Below are 16,834 nucleotides of genomic sequence, written 5' to 3'. Positions count from 1 at the left end.
AATAAGCGCATAATAGTATAGATAGTTTTTGAATTGTTGTTTGGAAATGAGTAAGTTAGTATGCATCTGCACACGAATTAAATGAGCAAAATAGGGATACAAAAAGTATGCGCTTAAAATTTGGGAATTAAGGGTAGATATGGTGTAAAAAATGAAGATTTTTCATCTTAAAGCAGGAAAAAATCTTTTTTATTAAATGTTGAGAAGCTCTATACACCCTATTTTTAGAAAGCAAGTGTCAAAAATGAAAAAGTAGCATTAATTACAAAAAAGTTTATAATGTAAATCTGTGTAATGTTAGGAAGATTTAGGCGAAAAATATTCGAGCGAAAATTTTTGAAATCGAAATTTTGGGTGGAGTGTAAATACGAACCACGATATTGTTTTCATAATTTATAATAGGGGAGCCAGTTCCAAAAATCTTGCTTTAAGTAATCTTGCCTTAAGTAAACACAGGCTGAAAAGGCTGAACACTTGGTTAGCCAGCTTAAGGAGTGAAAGAGTTTGCTAGAAGCTTTTATTTACAGCGCTATTATAGCCCTTATAGCTGGAGTTGTCTTGCCTCTCCTGTGCCGCAGTAAAAACGCAAGAAAAGCTTCTTTTGGCCTATCATTTCTTTCTTCGATCTTGCTTCTGGCTTTTGCAGGCATCATCCTGTACACCGGAAAAGAGCCTGCTTTTCCAGCCATCGGATTTCTTCCAGGGCTGGATTTCACCCTGGCCGCAGACAAGCTTTCGGCAGGTTTTATTCTGCTGATTGCAGCCGTTACGTCAGGGGTTTCAATATATTCCGTTGAATATGTGGAGCATGCTAAAAGTGAAGCAAGAAAAGATCTTCAGGCAGCCCTCACAAACCTCTTTATCCTTGCCATGTTGATGGTCGTACTTGCAGGAAATATGGTAGGTTTCCTGGTTTTCTGGGAAGTGATGTCCCTATCTTCCTTGATGCTGGTACTCCACGATTATACCTCGGAAGAAAACAAAAAAGCAGGGCTTTTCTACTTTATAATGACAAGTCTGAGTACAGCTTTTCTTTTTATGGGTTTTATAAGTCTGTTCAGGCTGACGGGCTCTGCCGAGTTCGGACCACTGGATTACCCGGCAAGCGACCTGACTTTGTCTTTCCTCTGCCTCTTTACCGGTTTCGGAATCAAAGCAGGACTTGTTCCTTTCCACAAATGGCTGCCCTATGCTCATCCTGCAGCCCCGTCTAGCATTTCGGCTCTGATGTCAGGAGTTATGCTGAAGGTTGCAATCTACGGTTTCCTGCGGTTTTTGCTCTCGGTCTCCACCCCAGAACTCTGGTGGGGTACATTGATCCTTATAGCAGGGACTCTCTCAGCCGTACTGGGAGTTATTTACGCTGTTAAAGAAAGCGATATAAAAAGGCTGCTTGCTTACAGCAGCATAGAAAATATCGGGATCATTTTCACAGGAATTGGCCTGTATTTGATATTTAAACTGGAAGGAGTTGAAAGCCTTGCACTCTTAAGCCTTGCAGGAGCCTGCTTCCACGCTTTCAACCACGCCCTTTTCAAAAGTTTGCTATTTCTCGGTGCAGGCTCAGTGGTCCATGCTACTGGCACACGGAACATCGAAGCCTTCGGAGGCCTTGTAAAACGAATGCCCCAAACCGCCGCTCTTTTTCTGATAGGTTCGGTCTCAATTGCTGGCCTTCCTCCAACAAGCGGCTTTGTAAGTGAGATGATGCTTTTTCAAGCTTACTTTTATTCCTCTGAGCTTCCAGACCCTCTAATAAAGGTGCTTTTAATTATTACCCTCTCGGTATTTGCCCTCACCAGTGCGCTTGCAGCAGCTCTTTTTGTAAAGCTTTTCGGAATTACCTTCCTTGCCCTTCCGAGGACAAAATGTGCACAGGGAGCCACCGAAGTCCCGAAACCCATGCTGTTCGGAGAAGCTGTGCCTGCAGCTTTCTGTATCCTTTCAGGGCTGTTTTCATCCAGGATTCTGGCTCTGCTAGGCTTTGACCTTGGGATTCCGGACATGCTGCTTCTCGGGTTGATTCTTGTCGGAGCATGCGGGCTTGTATGGATTATGGTCCGCAATTCCGGCCCTTCAAAAACAAGGATAAGCAAAGAAACCTGGGGATGCGGAATCCTGGCCCAGCACCCGACAATGGAATACACCTCTACAGGCTTTTCGGAGCCTCTTGTAGTCATTTTCAAAAAAATTTACAGGACTGAAATATCCAGTACAAGAACATATTCAGATACTAAAGGAAGTATTTTTAAGAATGGAACTGCGAGAATTCACCTGATTAAATTCTTTGAAGAGCGCCTGTATATTCCCGTAGCCTATGCAGTCAGCCTTATCTCTTCCCAGGTTTCCAGAATGCAGAATGGGAAGCTGGACACCTATGTACTCTACGTTTTCATTGCGGTACTAACACTGATGACATTTACGAGGTATTTCGCATGAATGCTTCATTCCTTTTATTCGCCCTGCTAAATACGGGCTTTATCCTGCTGGTTTCCCCACTTTTTATGAGCCTGATTAAAAAAGTCAAGGCATCCGCTCAGGGAAGAAAAGGTCCAGGTCTCCTGCAGAACTATTTAGATTTACGCAAGCTTATGCAAAAAGAGGTTGTGTACTCACCCAACTCTTCCGGAATCATGAGAATTACTCCCTACCTCAACCTGGCAGTTCTCCTTCTGGCCTCACTCTTTGTCCCCATAGTCTTTATCCCTGATACCCATGCAGGAATCGGAAACATAATAGTTTTCCTCTACCTGCTCGCAATAGAACGTTTTTTTACGGCACTCTGCGGGCTTGATGCTGGAAGCACTTTCGGGGGCATGGGAAGCTCCCGCTTAATGAGCCTCTCGGCAGTCATTGAACCTACGATGGTCATAGCCTTTGCTGCACTTGCATATGTCTTAAGAACCGTAAATCTTCATGAGATGTTTGCAATAACTGCCGGGTCAACGATTCCGGAAAGCCCGACCCTTACCCTTATTTCGATTTCCCTTTTTATTATAATCATAGTGGAGACAGGAAGGATCCCTGTGGACAACCCTGCAACGCATCTTGAGCTTACCATGATGAACGAAGCCATGATTCTGGAACAGTCCGGGAAAAACCTGGCTTTAATAGAGCTTGCCCATGCCGTTAAACAGACAATCCTGATGGCAGTCCTGATAAATATTCTGGCCCCCTGGGGGCTTGCAACCGAGATCACCTTTGCAAGCCTTTCAGTCTCATGCCTCTATTTCCTTGTAAAAGCCAGCTTGCTTGCAGGATTAATAGGCCTTTTTGAGTCTTCCATTGCAAAAATGCGGCTTTTCAGATTGCCCAGCTTCTATATGATGGCATTTTTCTTTTCCGCACTTACCATCCTGCTGGAGGTATTTGCATGATATCTCCTTTACTGGCAGATCCAGCATTTCTAGAAGACATAATCAGGATTTTCTTTGTCTTTGTATTGATCACTGCAGCTTTTACCCTTTCCACAAGGAACATTGCCTCTCTGCTGAACGTATACGCTTCCCAGTCCTTACTACTGGTCCTGATCGCTTTATTTCTCTACCTGATCGAGGGCAGCCAAACACTGCTTTCGATAGCAGTTCTTACACTTGTAACCAAGGTACTGCTAATTCCTCTTTTTATAAACCATATCGGGGAAAAAATCAAGATTAGCAGAGACCTGAAGTTTAATTACCTGGAACCAACAGCTTCCCTCATTGTTAGCATGGGCCTGATTCTGCTTGCCTATGTCTTTCTCTCGGGCTTTTTCAGTGAATTTATTCTGGGAAAGTTGTTTTTCATGGGGGCTGTTATAGGCTTATCGCTGACTCTCATGGGTATGCTTGTGATATTCAGCCGGAGGAAAGTGATTACAAAAGCCATCGGTTATCTGACAATGGAAAACGGAGTTCTTCTTTTCGGGATTTTTGTTGCGGATCTCCCTTTTATTATAGAAATCCTGATCGTAATAGACCTGATGATCCTTGTACTGTTAACAACTATCCTGGCAATTGGTATAGATTCTACAATTGAAGAATATCATCAGCGCCTCCAGACACTTAGAATCTGGTCAGTGAGGGAAGATTAATGATAATACTCAGTTATCTGGCTGTGGGAGCCATAGCTCTTGCCCTTATCACGCTTTCAAAGTCTCACAGGGCAATGAATGCCTTCTTCATTCTACACACCCTTGCGTCTCTTACAATCGGGGTTTATGTTTTGCTCACTGCTCCATTCCCGATTTTTGAAACCGGAAGTGAATACTTTTATGTGGACCATCTCAGCCTCTATGAAGTTCTGATTGCGGCCTTGCTGTTTTTCCTGGCTTCGGTCTATGCAAATGGTTACGTGGAGAGCCTGATGCAGGCCCAGGAACTGCACAGGAATAACCTGAAAATCTTTTATATGGTTTTCAGCCTCCTGCTTACGACAGTGACCCTGGCTTTCTTTTCGGACAACCTTGCTCTGTTCTGGATCTTTGCCGAGCTGACAACAGTTTTTTCAGCCGCACTCGTAGCAATCCTGTCTGCCAAAGAAAACATCGACGCAGCCATCAAATACATCTTCATAGCCTCGGGAGCCATGCTCTTTTCGTTCATAGGACTGATCTTTTTATACACACTTTCCGGGGAAGTACTGGGCAGCGGGACTCTGAACTGGACAATACTGGCTAAAAATGCAGCCCTCCTGTCACCTAAAATGTTGACTGCAAGTTTTGTGTTTCTTTTTATCGGGTTTGCAGCAAAATCTGGGATTTTCCCCTTCCATACCTGGCTTCCAGATGCCCACTCAAAAGCCCCTTCAGCAGTAAGCGCCATCTTATCCGGAGTCCTGTTGAATATAGGCATGTACGGAATTCTGCGGATGTACGCAATTGTCAGGCAGACTCAGGCCGAGACTATGATATCTCAGTTCCTTCTGGGTTTTGGCCTGCTTACCATCACAGTTGCGGTCCTGAATATGCTTTTGCAGAAAAACCTGAAGATGCTGATTGCATTTTCAAGTGTGGAACACATGGGCATTCTCCTCCTTGGAATAGGGATTGGAACGCCTCTTGCTCTCTTCTGGACACTTTTTTACATCCTTGCCCACTCACTGACCAAAGCCTCACTCTTTTTTTCGGCAGGCATTCTACACAGGCAATACGAAAGTAACCTGATTAAGGACATAAAAGATGTTTTTTCACTTCAGCCCGTTGCAGGCTGGGGCTTTGTTATTGGTAGCTTTGCAATCATAGGCATGCCTCCTTTCCCGATTTTTTCGGCCAAATTTTTTATCCTGCTGGAAGCTTTCGGATTTTCGAAACCGCTTGTCTTTGCAGTTCTCCTCCTCCTGGTCATAGCGTCGGCTGCATTTGCAAGATTTTTAATCGAAGCCTTTACCCAGAGCTCGAAAGATGCTGGAACCGAAGGCACGGAAACTCCGATTATCCCCTATACAGTCCGAGGAGGCATGAAATTTCCAATATTGTCCATTCTTTTTATGATTCTGGCCCTTGGAGTTGTCTTTCCGGAACCTCTGGAAAAACTGTTGAACATAATCGTGTACGAACTTGGATACCTGTGAATGGGAGGCAAAAAGAAAATGAGTTCAAACAAAGACACAGTAAGTTCCCTGATGCCGGCAGGCCCGAAATTAAGAGGGAATTACCAGATTTCAGGTAATTCTGCAGTTTTGGAGACTCCTTCGGTTCTGGCGACCCGGCACGCTACAGATTTAATGATTGACATTGCAGGTAAAGAGCCGCAGATCGAAAAGGGAAAAAATAATGAATTCTATATCCCCCTGGCAGAAGAGGAGTTTTTAAAAACCGTACCTGCGCTTTCCGAGAAGGGTTTTATCCTGACAAGTCTGTTCTGCGTTCAGGATTTAGAAGGAAAACCTGGTTTTACTCTCTTTTATATCTTCAGAATGAACAGTTCTACTGACGTATTTGCGTTTATGCGGCATGTCAGAAAGGAAACTACATCTATTGCCACGGTTTTTCCTTCGGCATGCTGGTATGAACGGGAAATTCGGGACGGATTTGGTATAGAATTTACAGATGCTTTTGACAAAAGAAGACTCTTTTTACATGAGGCCTATCCTGAAGGCTTTCATCCTCTCCTTAAATCCTTTAAAAACAGGAAAATCCAGACTGTTGAAAGCCCGGAGGAAGCATATCCTTTTAAACAGCTAGAGGGAGACGGCGTTTACCAGATCCCTGTCGGGCCTGTACATGCAGGAATTATTGAGCCTGGACATTTCAGGTTCAGTGTCATCGGAGAACCAATCTTCAATCTCGAAATCCGGCTCTTTTATAAACACCGGGGAATCGAAAAGCTTGCCGAGGGAAAAAGCCCCTCTGCCTGTATTCCTATTGCGGAGGCAATAAGTGGGGATGAGACCGTTTCCAATGCCGTTGCCTTCTGTACGGCCGTAGAAAAAATTGCGGGAATTGAAATTCCGGAAAGAGCGAACTACTTAAGGGCTATTCTCCTGGAACTCGAGCGCATTTACTCGCATATGGGAGATCTCTCGGGCATGATTACCGATATAGGATTTCCGAGAATGACAACGCCTTTCCTTATCCTCCGTGAAAATATTTTCAGGCAAAACGAGTTTCTCACAGGCTCCCGATTTATGAGAGGCACTATAGATATAGGAGGAGTAAAAAAGGAGATTTCAGGCGAATCTCTTTCAAAACTCGACCTTTATTTGAAAATATTTGTACCACAATTTGAATCCGCGATTACCGCTGTTTATACTTCCTCGTCACTTATTGACAGATTTTCAACAACCGGAGTTTTAAAAAAGAAATTGATAGCTCCGCTTAATCTTACAGGCCCTATTGCTCGGGCGGCCGGAGCTACATATGATGTCAGACTTGACCATCCCTACTGTATATACAAAGATATGCCTCCGGAAAGAGCAATTAAAATGGCAGGCGATGTCCTTTCTCGGTTTGAGGTTAAAGCTGCCGAAGTTCTTAACTCAGCTTCTCTGATAAAGAAACTTATAGCGTCAATCCTGGAAGGCGCAATCATTTCCGAGACAACCGAATTTTCAATTTCAAATATTCCAGATGGATATGCCCTTTCAATGGTTGAAGCTGCACGGGGACAGAACCTTCACTGGGTTTATGTCAGAAGCGGGCTAATCGACCGCTATAAGGTGAGAACAGCCTCCTTCTGCAACTGGCAGGCCATAGAACATGCAGTGCTCGGGAATATTGTTCCTGATTTTCCTCTGATAAATAAGAGCTTTAACCTTTCCTATGCTGGAACTGATCTCTGAGGTGAAATGGATGGTAAACCCACTTACATACGTCTTCCGTCCGAAAGTAACGGAAAAATTTGAGTTTTCAGATAGTGAACTTGAATCTCTAGGCTCCAAACTGAGAACTAAAGTCAACAGGGTTTTCGGGCACAGCCTTGCAATCCGCGAACTGGATTCAGGCAGCGACAATTCAACAGAAATTGAGGTTTCAAACCTCGGAGCCCCGCATTATGATGTTGAGAGATTTGGGATCTCTTTTGTGGCTTCCCCAAGGCATGCTGATGTCCTGCTGGTTACAGGTGCAGTCACTCTGAATATGGCCGAAGCCGTTCTAAAAACCTATGAAGCCATGCCCTTTCCTAAATTCGTGGTCGCAGTCGGGGATGATGCCTGTGACGGAGGGATTTATAAGGGCTCTTATGCCGTACTTGGCGGAGTCGATAAAATCCTGCCTGTGAATATAAAAATTCCTGGAAACCCTCCCTCTCCAAAAGAAATCCTGCGCGGGATCTTTGCCCTGGTAAAAAATAAGGAAAATGAGAACTGATCATTTGGAATGCTAAATTATTTGAGAAACTGGCAGATTTGATATGCAGGCAGAGAGAAACATTCCACACAGAGAACAAAAACTTTCAGTTAAACAAGCCGAAGCTCTGGGATATTATGACTTTATGAGTTATCTGGGAGTACCTTATTATCATGTAGGCGGCCTTACCTCCACCAGAAAACTTGCTGAATTATGCAGGATTGACTCTACAAAAAAAGTCCTGATGGTTGGATGTGGAAGCGGTTTTTCTGCCTGTTACCTTGCCAGAGAAATCGGCTGTGAGGTAGTAGGAATTGATATTTCAAAACTTTCGATTGAGGAAGCAAAAGAAAGGGCAAAAAACCAGGGAGTTTCGGACAAAGCAAAATTCATAGTAGGGGATGCTCACGCCCTGCCCTTTGAAGTAGGGGCTTTCGATGCCGTGATAACAGAGTTTGTGTCCCAGTTTTTAGATAGGGAAACAGCTTTCAAAGAATTCGCAAGGGTTCTGAGGTTTGGGGCTTATGTGGGGATTAACGAAATGTATAGAGAAAAGGAGATTCCTGCTAAAGCCGCCAAAGAAATTGCTCAAGCCGAAAAAATAATTGGAGAAATAACAGGACTTCCATTTTCCCTGCTGTCGCCTGAAGAATGGAAAGAAGAACTTGAAAGAGCAGGTCTGAAAGATGTTAATGTAAGAATGTGCAAACCTATCCGGTACCTTCAGGAAACAAAATACATGGCAGAAGCGATGGGAGGGACCTGGAGCTTTATAAAGTACCTTATAGACACGATCTCGAAAATGGCTAAGTACTACTTCTTAAGCAAAAAGGTCCGATACAGGTTCAAAAGACTGGAAAAAAGTAAAAAAATTTTATTCCGAAAGAAATTAACCTCAAAATATGTGGGTTATGTATTGGCTACGGGAAAAAAATAAGGTTTTTTGGAAAAAAATATAAAGGATCAATTGAAAAGTAGCGCAATAATGTTGCAAGAAGTTCCTTCAAAGTTCTTCTGGAGGAAGAAAGAATTTTTTACTAACTCAGACTGCTTTCTGAAAAGAAATAAAGGGGAAATATCTCTTCTAAATATAAAACTTTCCCGGGGAGATGGAACAAAATGAAAACATCACTTATTGATCTGGCGTTTCTTTCAGAAAAAAGGAAAGATGTATTACTCCTGCTAGAAGAAGGGCCAAAGACCGGAGACGAAATAAAAACAGCCCTCAACGTCAACTCGACATCGATAATGCCCCAGATCAAAAAACTAAAAGAAGGACGCCTGATAATACAGGACGATAGAAACACCTACAAACTCTCTGAGATAGGAGAGATAGTAGTTGAAAAGATGGAACCTTTGCTAAATACCGTAAGGGTTTTTGAAGAAAATTACGATTACTGGACAAACCATGACTTTACCGCAATTCCCGAGGCTCTCCTTAACAGGATTGATGAATTAGGGAACTATTTCATGCTTGAACCCGACCTTAACCGGCTTTTTGAAATTCCTGAAGATTTCAGAAGCAACCTTCTGGAATCAAAACACGTCAAGATGTTTCTCTCATATTTCAACCCTCTTCACGTTGAAATGTACCTGGAACTTGTAAGAAAAGAGGCTGAAATAGATCTTATCCTGACAGAACCTGTTTTTGACAGGATGAAAAAAGATTATTATGCGGATCTGAAATTTCTTCTGGAATCAAAAAATGTTGAGATTTACATCTGTGAAAAAAGCGTAACCCTGAAAGACGTAGTAACAGAGCGTTTCTGCTCACTTGTGCTTTTCGACAAGAAGGGAAAGTTTGACCATCAACGCCTGATGAGTTTTGACGAGAGTGCACTGAAATGGTGCGAAGAACTCTTTTTATACTATAAGGACAGGTCCACACAACTGGAAAAACTATAACTGCCCTTCTGAAGTTAAGATTAGTTCTCTCCCAGATACTTATCTATCAGAGCCCTGAATTTGTGAATATCTATAGGTTTGGAGACATAGTCCACGCAGCCCATTTCTATGAAATGTTCTTCACTGCCTTTCATAGCATGGGCAGTAACCGCTATCACAGGGATATCTGCAGTCGCAGGATTTTTCTTAATTCGGTCGAGAACCTCAAGTCCGTCCATCTTCGGAAGTTGCATATCCAGCAGGATAATATCGAATTTTGTTTCAGCAAGGCGTTCAAGGGCCTTTACTCCATCCTCGGCTTTAGTTATGTTATGTCCGTAGAATTCCAGAAGGTCCAGGATCAGTTCCATGTTCATGGGATTATCTTCGACAATCAGGATTTTTTTCATCATTACGCCTCTTCAGCATAGCTAATTGTTTTATGATATTAATTAACTCTTTTCTTCCAAAAGTGCCTTTCTTCAGAATAGAAATAAGATGTCCTTTTAGCTCACTGTTCAGTTCTTCGAGATTCTTCTCAGTAAGCTCGCCAGAAGTGCATACAATAAGAGGTATATCTTTCGTGCGTACATCGGCCCTCATGCTGGATATAACATCAAATCCGCTAATTTCCGGCATCATGAGGTCAAGAATCAGAATATCGGGACGCTGCTCTGAGAAAAGCTTCTGAAGACCTTCTCTCCCGCTGTAAGCTTTTATAGCCTCAAAGCCCTCGGGCTCAATCATCGAACTCAACAGTTCTACAGTATTTTCATCGTCATCTACTATAAGAACTTTAGGATATTCAAACCGGAACTTTCCGGTAATTTCCTGGAGAGAATTTACCAGTTCAACTCTTTTTACCGGTTTTGCAAAAGAGTAGGTTGCTCCGAGGGTAATTCCGAGCTCATTATTATTGGTCATGGAGATAATAAGTACAGGTATAGAAGCCGTACAGGGGTCATTCTTTAGCTGCCTCAGGACAAGCCAGCCATTAGTATCTGGCAGGAAAACATCCAGGGTGATAATATCGGGTTTCAGGATCTTTGCAACCTTTAAAACTCTTTTTCCATTATAAAGGAGAGCCACACTATATCCTGCGTCCTTAAGGATAATGGAGAGAAGTTCACTGGAACTTTTGTCATCATCAACTACCAGAATAAGTTCCTGCTTAACATCTCCCTTTTCAGAGAAACAGATTTCGGGCAGCTCTACTTCTTCCTGCAAATCCTCAACGTTTTCTTTTACTGAAAGGGCTTCTGCTTTATTCATTTCGAATTCTATGATTACATCTTCAATCCCAGCTTTTCTGAGCTCCAGCGGTTTCCTGAGAGGAAGTGAAAAGGTAAAGTTACTACCTTTCCCAGGATCGCTCTCAACCCAGATATCTCCCTGGTGCAAGTTCACGATTTTCTTCACAAGAGCAAGCCCAAGTCCTGTGCCGCAATACTGCCTTGTTGTTGATGCATCGAGCTGGGTAAAGGGCTTGAAAAGCTTTACCTGGTCTTCAGCAGAAATGCCTATACCGGTATCTATGACTGAAATAAGCGCCCGGTTTCCACTTTCTTTGCAATATACTGAGACTTTCCCACCATTCGGGGTAAATTTTATTGCATTACTTACGAGGTTGTAAAGAATCTGAATTATGCGGCCTCTGTCGGCTTCAAGCGTTGTACAGTCGGATTCTACATTAAAAGTTGCTTCAAGAGATTTTACCTGTATAAGAGGGGAGAGAACGGCTTTAACTTCTTCAAAAACGCAATCAATCGAAAATTCACTGTAGTGAAGTTCCATTTTCCCGGCTTCTACTTTTGAGAGATCGAGGATATCATTTATAAGTACCAGCAAATGTTTCCCACTGGTTGAGATATTGTTTACGTATCGGAACTGCTTTTCGTTAAGTTCTCCAAAAACTTTGTCAATAAGAATATCTGAAAAACCTATAATGGAATTCAAAGGTGTCCGCAACTCATGGCTCACATTTGCAAGAAATTCGCTCTTGAAATTGTTTGCTTCTTCAGCTTCCAGTTTTGCCTGAATTAGTTTTTCTTCCGAACGCCTGTGTGCAGTAATATCAAGCCCTGTTTTCAGGACCCCTGTAATCCTGCCATCTTCGTTCTTTATGGGAATCGCAGTGACTGTCCAGACTTTTCCATCCTGCGTAACTACTTCCCCGAATTCTTCGTTCCCGGACTCCAGTACTTTCAGTACCGGTGACTTACTCGGGTTTTCTTTATATAAAATATACATATCTTGATAACGACGCCCGATAACGTCACCCATTTTCATGCCCATGTGATCAAGAGCTGCTTTATTTAGCCAGATTATCTTCAAGTCGGAGTCCATAAAGACTACCAGTTCACTGAGAGAATCAAGAATTAGCTTTTTTTCGTGTTCCTGGGCTTTAAATTCATCAGAAGTAGTTCTCAGGCGGTCAAGGGTCTGGTTTATTCCTTCGGACAGCCTTGAGAGCTCATCATTCCCATACGTAGAAAATCGCTCGGAGAAATTTTCATTCAGTCTTACTTTCTCCACGAAATTATCAATTGCAACTATTCGGGATACCACCTCCCTATCAAGAAGAACCTTGCAACTTGCCCCAATCATGAGGCCTGCGAACAGAAGGAAAAACACTATGTATCTGAGAGCCTTCTGACCCCTGGCATAGATACTGCTGTCTGCGCCAGCCTGGATTACAATAGCTGGCCTTCCAGAAAAATCCTCAAGCACAGAATAACAGGTAACGTTTTCTCCAGTTACCGCATATGTGAAGTTCGGACCAGGGTTTTCAAAAAAAGCCTGCATAAGATCCGAGGACGCATTGTTGAAACTGGAAATTGTAAATGTACTTCCTGTACTTTCCTGAACGGATTCGATAAAGCTCGAATCAAGATATTTTCCAAGAATGATTGTCCCTGAGACTTCGTTATTTTCTGGCGAAGTGAGCACAGGCTGGCCGGAGATTACTGCAAGACCATTTTCAAACAGTAGTATACCTTTTAAAGAAGTTTCAGCCCCCGTACAGAGTAAACTGCCATCATTAATTCTTTGACGGACTTTGAGAAGAGCGGAAGCATCAAGAGTAGAAGCACTAAGAGTAGAAGCATTAAGAGAAGAAGCATCAAGAGTAGAAGCACTAAGAGTAGAAGCATTAAGAGAAGAAGCATCAAGAGTAGAAGCATCAAGAGTAGAAGCATTAAGAGAAGAAGCACTAAGAGAGGAAGCACTAAGAGAAGAAGCATCAAGAGTAGAAGAATTAAGAGAGGAAGCATTAAGAGTAGAAGAATTAAGAGAGGAAGCATCAAGAGTAGAAGCATTAAGAGTAGAGAGCTCAGGACCCGAAATTTCAGAATACACAATATACCCTGAATTATTTACCAGAAAAATAAAATCACATCCACTGACGGAAAAGATGTCACCGAGTGAAGTCCCACTGCTGAGATTTTGAGGGTCCGGATTAAGTATTAAATTCCTGACATCATCTCTTGAAGAGAGAGCAGAATTAATCTTCTCAAGTTGTAGGACCTGAAGATTAATCATATTCTCTATATTTTCTACGTTGTCAGCTGCCTCTTTTTCCTGCAAGTCGGAAAAAGTGGAACCGAGAATGCTCTGAGACGCAAAAATAACAACTGAAATGAGAAGAGCAAAGATGATATAGATAATAGCAAGGATCTTTCTACTAACGTTCATATTTTAAGCTCGGTGCTGGGGCTTCGGGTTAACTAAACCGGAGGTGAGACACGGGGTGGGTCTGCAGAGAACTTTATAATGTAATAAAATAATTGACAGATGAAATTAAATTGGAATCTATATAAAAGTTTTCTATATTCATTCATAACAAAATATCTTTCTAAAATCAAAAATTAAAGGTCAACAAAATTCACGATATCAATTATAAGTAGATATTAGAGTTTTTTACGGAAAAAAAGGCTTAAACAGTAATCATTAACAAAATAATACTAATTTTGGCGCTTTAATACTAGCAAAATGATACTGATTACGGAGCTCATACATTATATAATCGATAATATATATTAAGAATGATATATTAAGTAATCTGAAAGATGAAGAAAAAATCGGGACTCACTTATGTTTGCTACCTTGACCAGCATTGCAATTTTCATTGTAAATCCCGCTTTTTGTAACTTTGATTTACCACTTAAGGTATCTGGTCACCCAGATTACATTCTTTCTCAACAGATATTTTCTTAATTCATCGATTCCGAGCAATAATATCGCAAAAGGAACAGCAATTAGCAAATATCTGAGGTCAAGAGGAGAAGTATTGAAAATAAGATTTGCCGACGGATTCCAGATAATAAATGCCAGAATCAAGAGTTCACTTGCAATTCCTACCAGGACAGTACGGTTGCTGAATAAACCCATTGAGAAGACTGATTGATAACGTGTTCGGGAAGCAAAAACATTAGCAATCTGGCATATAATCACTGCTGAAAAGAAAGCGGTTATTGACTGCATATAAAGGGGATTGTTATTTGCAAGCTGCTCTCCAAAACTCCAGCCCCCCTCAAAAAGTACGGCAAAATAACAGAAAAAGCCTGCAATAGCTTCTACAGGACCCTTTATTGCGTAAGCTGTAAAAAGCAGAGGAGGAGTCAAAAGCTTTTCTTCTTTCGCTCTGGGAGGTCTTTTCATAATATCTCCTTCCCCTTTTTCTTTTCCCAGGGCAATCGCAGGCAGCATATCCGTGCCCAGGTCGATTGCCAGGATCAGCTGTACAGGCATGGGAAGGGGCAGGGCAAAGAGGACGAAGGCTATGAAAGGCAGGATCTCAGGAATATTGCTGGCAAGGATGTATACGATGAATTTTTTAATATTATCAAAAACCGTCCTGCCTTCTTCTACAGCATTCACAATCGTAGCGAAATTGTCATCAAGGAGTACCATATCCGCAGCTTCGCGCGCCACATCCGTACCGCTGCCCATAGCAACGCCCATATCCGCATTCTTGATTGCAGGAGCATCATTTACCCCGTCTCCTGTCATGGTCACTATCTCCCCTTCGGCCTGAAAGAGCTTTACAATTTTCAGTTTTTGTACAGGAGAAGTGCGGGCAAAGACAATGCTCGGATTTTTTAATCTTGAAGCAAGGTCTGCGCGTGATAGCGTTGCCAGTTCATTTCCGGTAATAATCTCCAGGTTTCCGGAGTTTGCAAGTCCCACATCCTTTGCTATTGATTCTGCAGTGACAGAGTGATCGCCTGTGATCATGACAACCTTGATCCCGGCTGTATGGCACTTTGCTATAGCTTCTCTGGCTTCAGGGCGTGGAGGATCTACAATTCCTACAAATCCCAGGAAGATGAAGTCCCCTGTATATTCCCTTAGTTCTTCTATCGGCCTGTACGCAAGGGCTATAATTCGTTCTCCTTTTTTTGCAAGGTTCAGGTGCCGGTTAAGAAGCTCCTGTTGCTCAGTTTCATCCAGCTTCCGGGTCCCTCCTGAATCCAGGGATGAACTGCACATTTTCACAACTACTTCCGGGGCGCCCTTGAGATAAACTTCAAGTTTTCCTTCCGGAGTGCGGCAGATAACTTCCATTCTTTTGGTCAGCGAATCAAAAGGAAATTCTTCCAGCCTCGGATAATCATGTTTAAGCTTTCCGATATCCTCCAGGCCATTTGCAAAAACGAGAAGTGCGCCTTCGGTTGGGTCACCGGTATATCCCGGGGCAGACTCGCGAAGTTTTGCATTATTACATAGCCCTGAAACTCTTATGAAAACAGAGGGCAATTTTTCAGGGTCCCATACAGGTTTTTTTAGGGCACAGAATTCTTCTGCCCCTGAATCTGCAAGTTTTTCCACATCCGCTTTGTTTGTACTTTCGCTGATGTCCTGTTCTGTGATTGTTTTTTTAGTGCTGGCAGGGTTTTCGAGAACGAGACATTCAAAACCGATCATGATAGAGTTTACTGCCATCTTATTCTGAGTCAGGGTACCGGTCTTATCCGTACAGATAACCGTTGTCGAGCCCAGAGTTTCTACGGACTCAAGCTGTTTTATAAGGGCATTCCGCGAAGCCATTCGCTTGGACGCAAGGCTAAGGGCAAGAGTGACTGTGGGCAAAAGTCCTTCAGGCACATTGGCGACAATAATTCCAATCGCAAAGATCAGGCTCGTAAGAAAAACATCCTGAAGAAGAGAAGCAAGTATAAAGAAAACTATTCCCAGGGAAATCGCAATTGTAGATATGACTTTTATGAAATAATTTATTTCTCTTCGAATGGGAGTATCCACGCCCGAAGTCTGTTGTGTGAGTGTTGCAAGGCTTCCGATCTGAGTATTTTGTCCAGTGGCAAAGATAACAGCTTTTCCATTCCCGCTCTGTATCAGAGTCCCTGAGAAAACCATGTTTCTGCACTCCAGCATATTTGGATGAGTGCATTCAAGGGACCGAAGCTGAGGCTCGGATTCGCCAGTAATAGCCGAGTTATCCACTTTCAGAGTATTAATTTCAATCAAACGCCCATCGGCAGGAACCTTATCTCCTTCCTCAAGAAGGATGACGTCTCCTACCACAAGCTCCGATGCCAGAATCTCCTTTACCTTTCCTTCCCTCAGGGTCCTGGCATGGGGCGGAAGAAGCTGACGAAAGCTTTCCATTGTTTTTTCAGCCTGGTACTCCTGTATGAATGTAAAGGTCCCATTGATGACTACAACGCCTGCAAGAGCAATTCCTATATACAGGTTTCCCTTCCCTGGATCAATGTATTCTCCAATGAAAGACAGAATAAATCCCACAGTTAACAGGATCGAGAATAAATTCCGAAACTGCCTGAGATACTTTTTAATTATGCTCTCTTTTCCTGTTTCCTCAAGAATATTCGCTCCGCATTCTTTGAGCCGACTGGCAGCCTCCTGATCGCGGAGTCCGTTTTCGTCAACCCCTAGTTTTTGAAGAAAAACCGAAAGTGGAATACTGTGCTCGTTCCCCTGGGGCGAACAAATCTTGCTGTTATCGCCAGTCAGATTCTTCCCCATCGAATCCCCATTGTGATTTAATGTGATACAAGAATAAGAAGCTTGACATAGATTCCGAAAACATCTCGAAATCCAAAGTAAGAGAGGCAGTAAAGTAAAAGAGAAAATAAGGCAGAGAAAAATTACATCTGATTCGTTATCAGATCAGGCTTGATCCATTAACAAAGTAAAGTGAAA

At 42.6% G+C, this 16,834-nt stretch carries 12 protein-coding genes; 9 read left to right on the top strand and 3 right to left on the bottom strand.

Annotated features, from left to right (window positions below; all coding sequences use genetic code 11):
* Window positions 1-504 precede the first annotated feature (504 nt).
* The 9 genes from MSVAZ_RS01225 to MSVAZ_RS01190 are packed head-to-tail and all read left to right on the top strand — an operon-like array spanning window position 505 to window position 9,673.
* On the top strand, window positions 505-2,439 hold the full coding sequence (locus MSVAZ_RS01225; protein WP_048117031.1) for a proton-conducting transporter transmembrane domain-containing protein: 1,935 nt from the start codon (window positions 505-507) through the stop codon (window positions 2,437-2,439).
* On the top strand, window positions 2,436-3,377 hold the full coding sequence (locus MSVAZ_RS01220; protein WP_048117022.1) for a respiratory chain complex I subunit 1 family protein: 942 nt from the start codon (window positions 2,436-2,438) through the stop codon (window positions 3,375-3,377). The genes MSVAZ_RS01225 and MSVAZ_RS01220 overlap by 4 nt, the downstream gene beginning before the upstream one ends.
* Entirely contained in the window at window positions 3,374-4,072 is a 699-nt protein-coding gene (locus MSVAZ_RS01215) for a hydrogenase subunit (protein ID WP_232316173.1), read from the top strand. Before MSVAZ_RS01220 ends, MSVAZ_RS01215 begins: the two co-directional genes overlap by 4 nt.
* Entirely contained in the window at window positions 4,072-5,550 is a 1,479-nt protein-coding gene (locus MSVAZ_RS01210) for a proton-conducting transporter transmembrane domain-containing protein (protein WP_232316172.1), read from the top strand. Before MSVAZ_RS01215 ends, MSVAZ_RS01210 begins: the two co-directional genes overlap by 1 nt.
* Window positions 5,551-5,568: 18 nt before the next feature.
* A complete protein-coding gene (locus MSVAZ_RS01205; protein ID WP_232316171.1) occupies window positions 5,569-7,260 on the top strand; it encodes a hydrogenase large subunit in 1,692 nt (563 codons plus the stop codon).
* 10 nt (window positions 7,261-7,270) lie between these two features.
* Complete coding sequence (locus MSVAZ_RS01200; protein WP_048117017.1) at window positions 7,271-7,789, top strand: NADH-quinone oxidoreductase subunit B family protein; 519 nt, start codon at window positions 7,271-7,273, stop codon at window positions 7,787-7,789.
* 43 nt (window positions 7,790-7,832) lie between these two features.
* Window positions 7,833-8,705, top strand: a complete 873-nt coding sequence (locus MSVAZ_RS01195) for a class I SAM-dependent methyltransferase (RefSeq protein WP_052727842.1) — start codon at window positions 7,833-7,835, stop codon at window positions 8,703-8,705.
* Window positions 8,706-8,711: 6 nt separating this feature from the next.
* Window positions 8,712-8,891 (top strand): hypothetical protein, encoded by a 180-nt coding sequence (locus tag MSVAZ_RS19895; protein ID WP_156150927.1) that lies wholly within the window; start codon window positions 8,712-8,714, stop codon window positions 8,889-8,891.
* Window positions 8,888-9,673 (top strand): helix-turn-helix transcriptional regulator, encoded by a 786-nt coding sequence (locus MSVAZ_RS01190; RefSeq protein WP_048117014.1) that lies wholly within the window; start codon window positions 8,888-8,890, stop codon window positions 9,671-9,673. The genes MSVAZ_RS19895 and MSVAZ_RS01190 overlap by 4 nt, the downstream gene beginning before the upstream one ends.
* Before the next feature lie 20 nt (window positions 9,674-9,693).
* On the opposite strand, the gene MSVAZ_RS01185 is transcribed toward MSVAZ_RS01190, so the two are convergent.
* The 3 genes from MSVAZ_RS01185 to MSVAZ_RS01175 all read right to left on the bottom strand — a co-directional run bounded on the left by MSVAZ_RS01185 (window position 9,694) and on the right by MSVAZ_RS01175 (window position 16,657).
* Window positions 9,694-10,062, bottom strand: a complete 369-nt coding sequence (locus tag MSVAZ_RS01185) for a response regulator (RefSeq protein ID WP_048117011.1) — start codon at window positions 10,060-10,062, stop codon at window positions 9,694-9,696.
* Window positions 10,034-13,345 (bottom strand): response regulator, encoded by a 3,312-nt coding sequence (locus MSVAZ_RS01180; protein WP_048117007.1) that lies wholly within the window; start codon window positions 13,343-13,345, stop codon window positions 10,034-10,036. Before MSVAZ_RS01180 ends, MSVAZ_RS01185 begins: the two co-directional genes overlap by 29 nt.
* Window positions 13,346-13,807: 462 nt before the next feature.
* Window positions 13,808-16,657, bottom strand: a complete 2,850-nt coding sequence (locus MSVAZ_RS01175) for a cation-translocating P-type ATPase (protein WP_048117005.1) — start codon at window positions 16,655-16,657, stop codon at window positions 13,808-13,810.
* Between the last annotated feature and the right edge of the window lie 177 nt (window positions 16,658-16,834).

The sequence above is a fragment of the Methanosarcina vacuolata Z-761 genome (assembly GCF_000969905.1).
GTDB classification, from domain to species: domain Archaea; phylum Halobacteriota; class Methanosarcinia; order Methanosarcinales; family Methanosarcinaceae; genus Methanosarcina; species Methanosarcina vacuolata.
This window is presented reverse-complemented; position numbering and strand designations above follow the sequence as displayed.

What these genes read in the sequence shown, in the direction of transcription:
- MSVAZ_RS01180 (WP_048117007.1), bottom strand. Translation starts at nt 13,345, where the DNA reads ATGAACGTTAGTAGAAAGATCCTTGCTATTATCTATATCATCTTTGCT.
- MSVAZ_RS01210 (WP_232316172.1), top strand. Translation starts at nt 4,072, where the DNA reads ATGATAATACTCAGTTATCTGGCTGTGGGAGCCATAGCTCTTGCCCTT.
- MSVAZ_RS01220 (WP_048117022.1), top strand. Translation starts at nt 2,436, where the DNA reads ATGAATGCTTCATTCCTTTTATTCGCCCTGCTAAATACGGGCTTTATC.
- MSVAZ_RS01215 (WP_232316173.1), top strand. Translation starts at nt 3,374, where the DNA reads ATGATATCTCCTTTACTGGCAGATCCAGCATTTCTAGAAGACATAATC.
- MSVAZ_RS01175 (WP_048117005.1), bottom strand. Translation starts at nt 16,657, where the DNA reads ATGGGGAAGAATCTGACTGGCGATAACAGCAAGATTTGTTCGCCCCAG.
- MSVAZ_RS01205 (WP_232316171.1), top strand. Translation starts at nt 5,569, where the DNA reads ATGAGTTCAAACAAAGACACAGTAAGTTCCCTGATGCCGGCAGGCCCG.
- MSVAZ_RS01185 (WP_048117011.1), bottom strand. Translation starts at nt 10,062, where the DNA reads ATGAAAAAAATCCTGATTGTCGAAGATAATCCCATGAACATGGAACTG.
- MSVAZ_RS01200 (WP_048117017.1), top strand. Translation starts at nt 7,271, where the DNA reads ATGGTAAACCCACTTACATACGTCTTCCGTCCGAAAGTAACGGAAAAA.
- MSVAZ_RS01190 (WP_048117014.1), top strand. Translation starts at nt 8,888, where the DNA reads ATGAAAACATCACTTATTGATCTGGCGTTTCTTTCAGAAAAAAGGAAA.
- MSVAZ_RS01195 (WP_052727842.1), top strand. Translation starts at nt 7,833, where the DNA reads ATGCAGGCAGAGAGAAACATTCCACACAGAGAACAAAAACTTTCAGTT.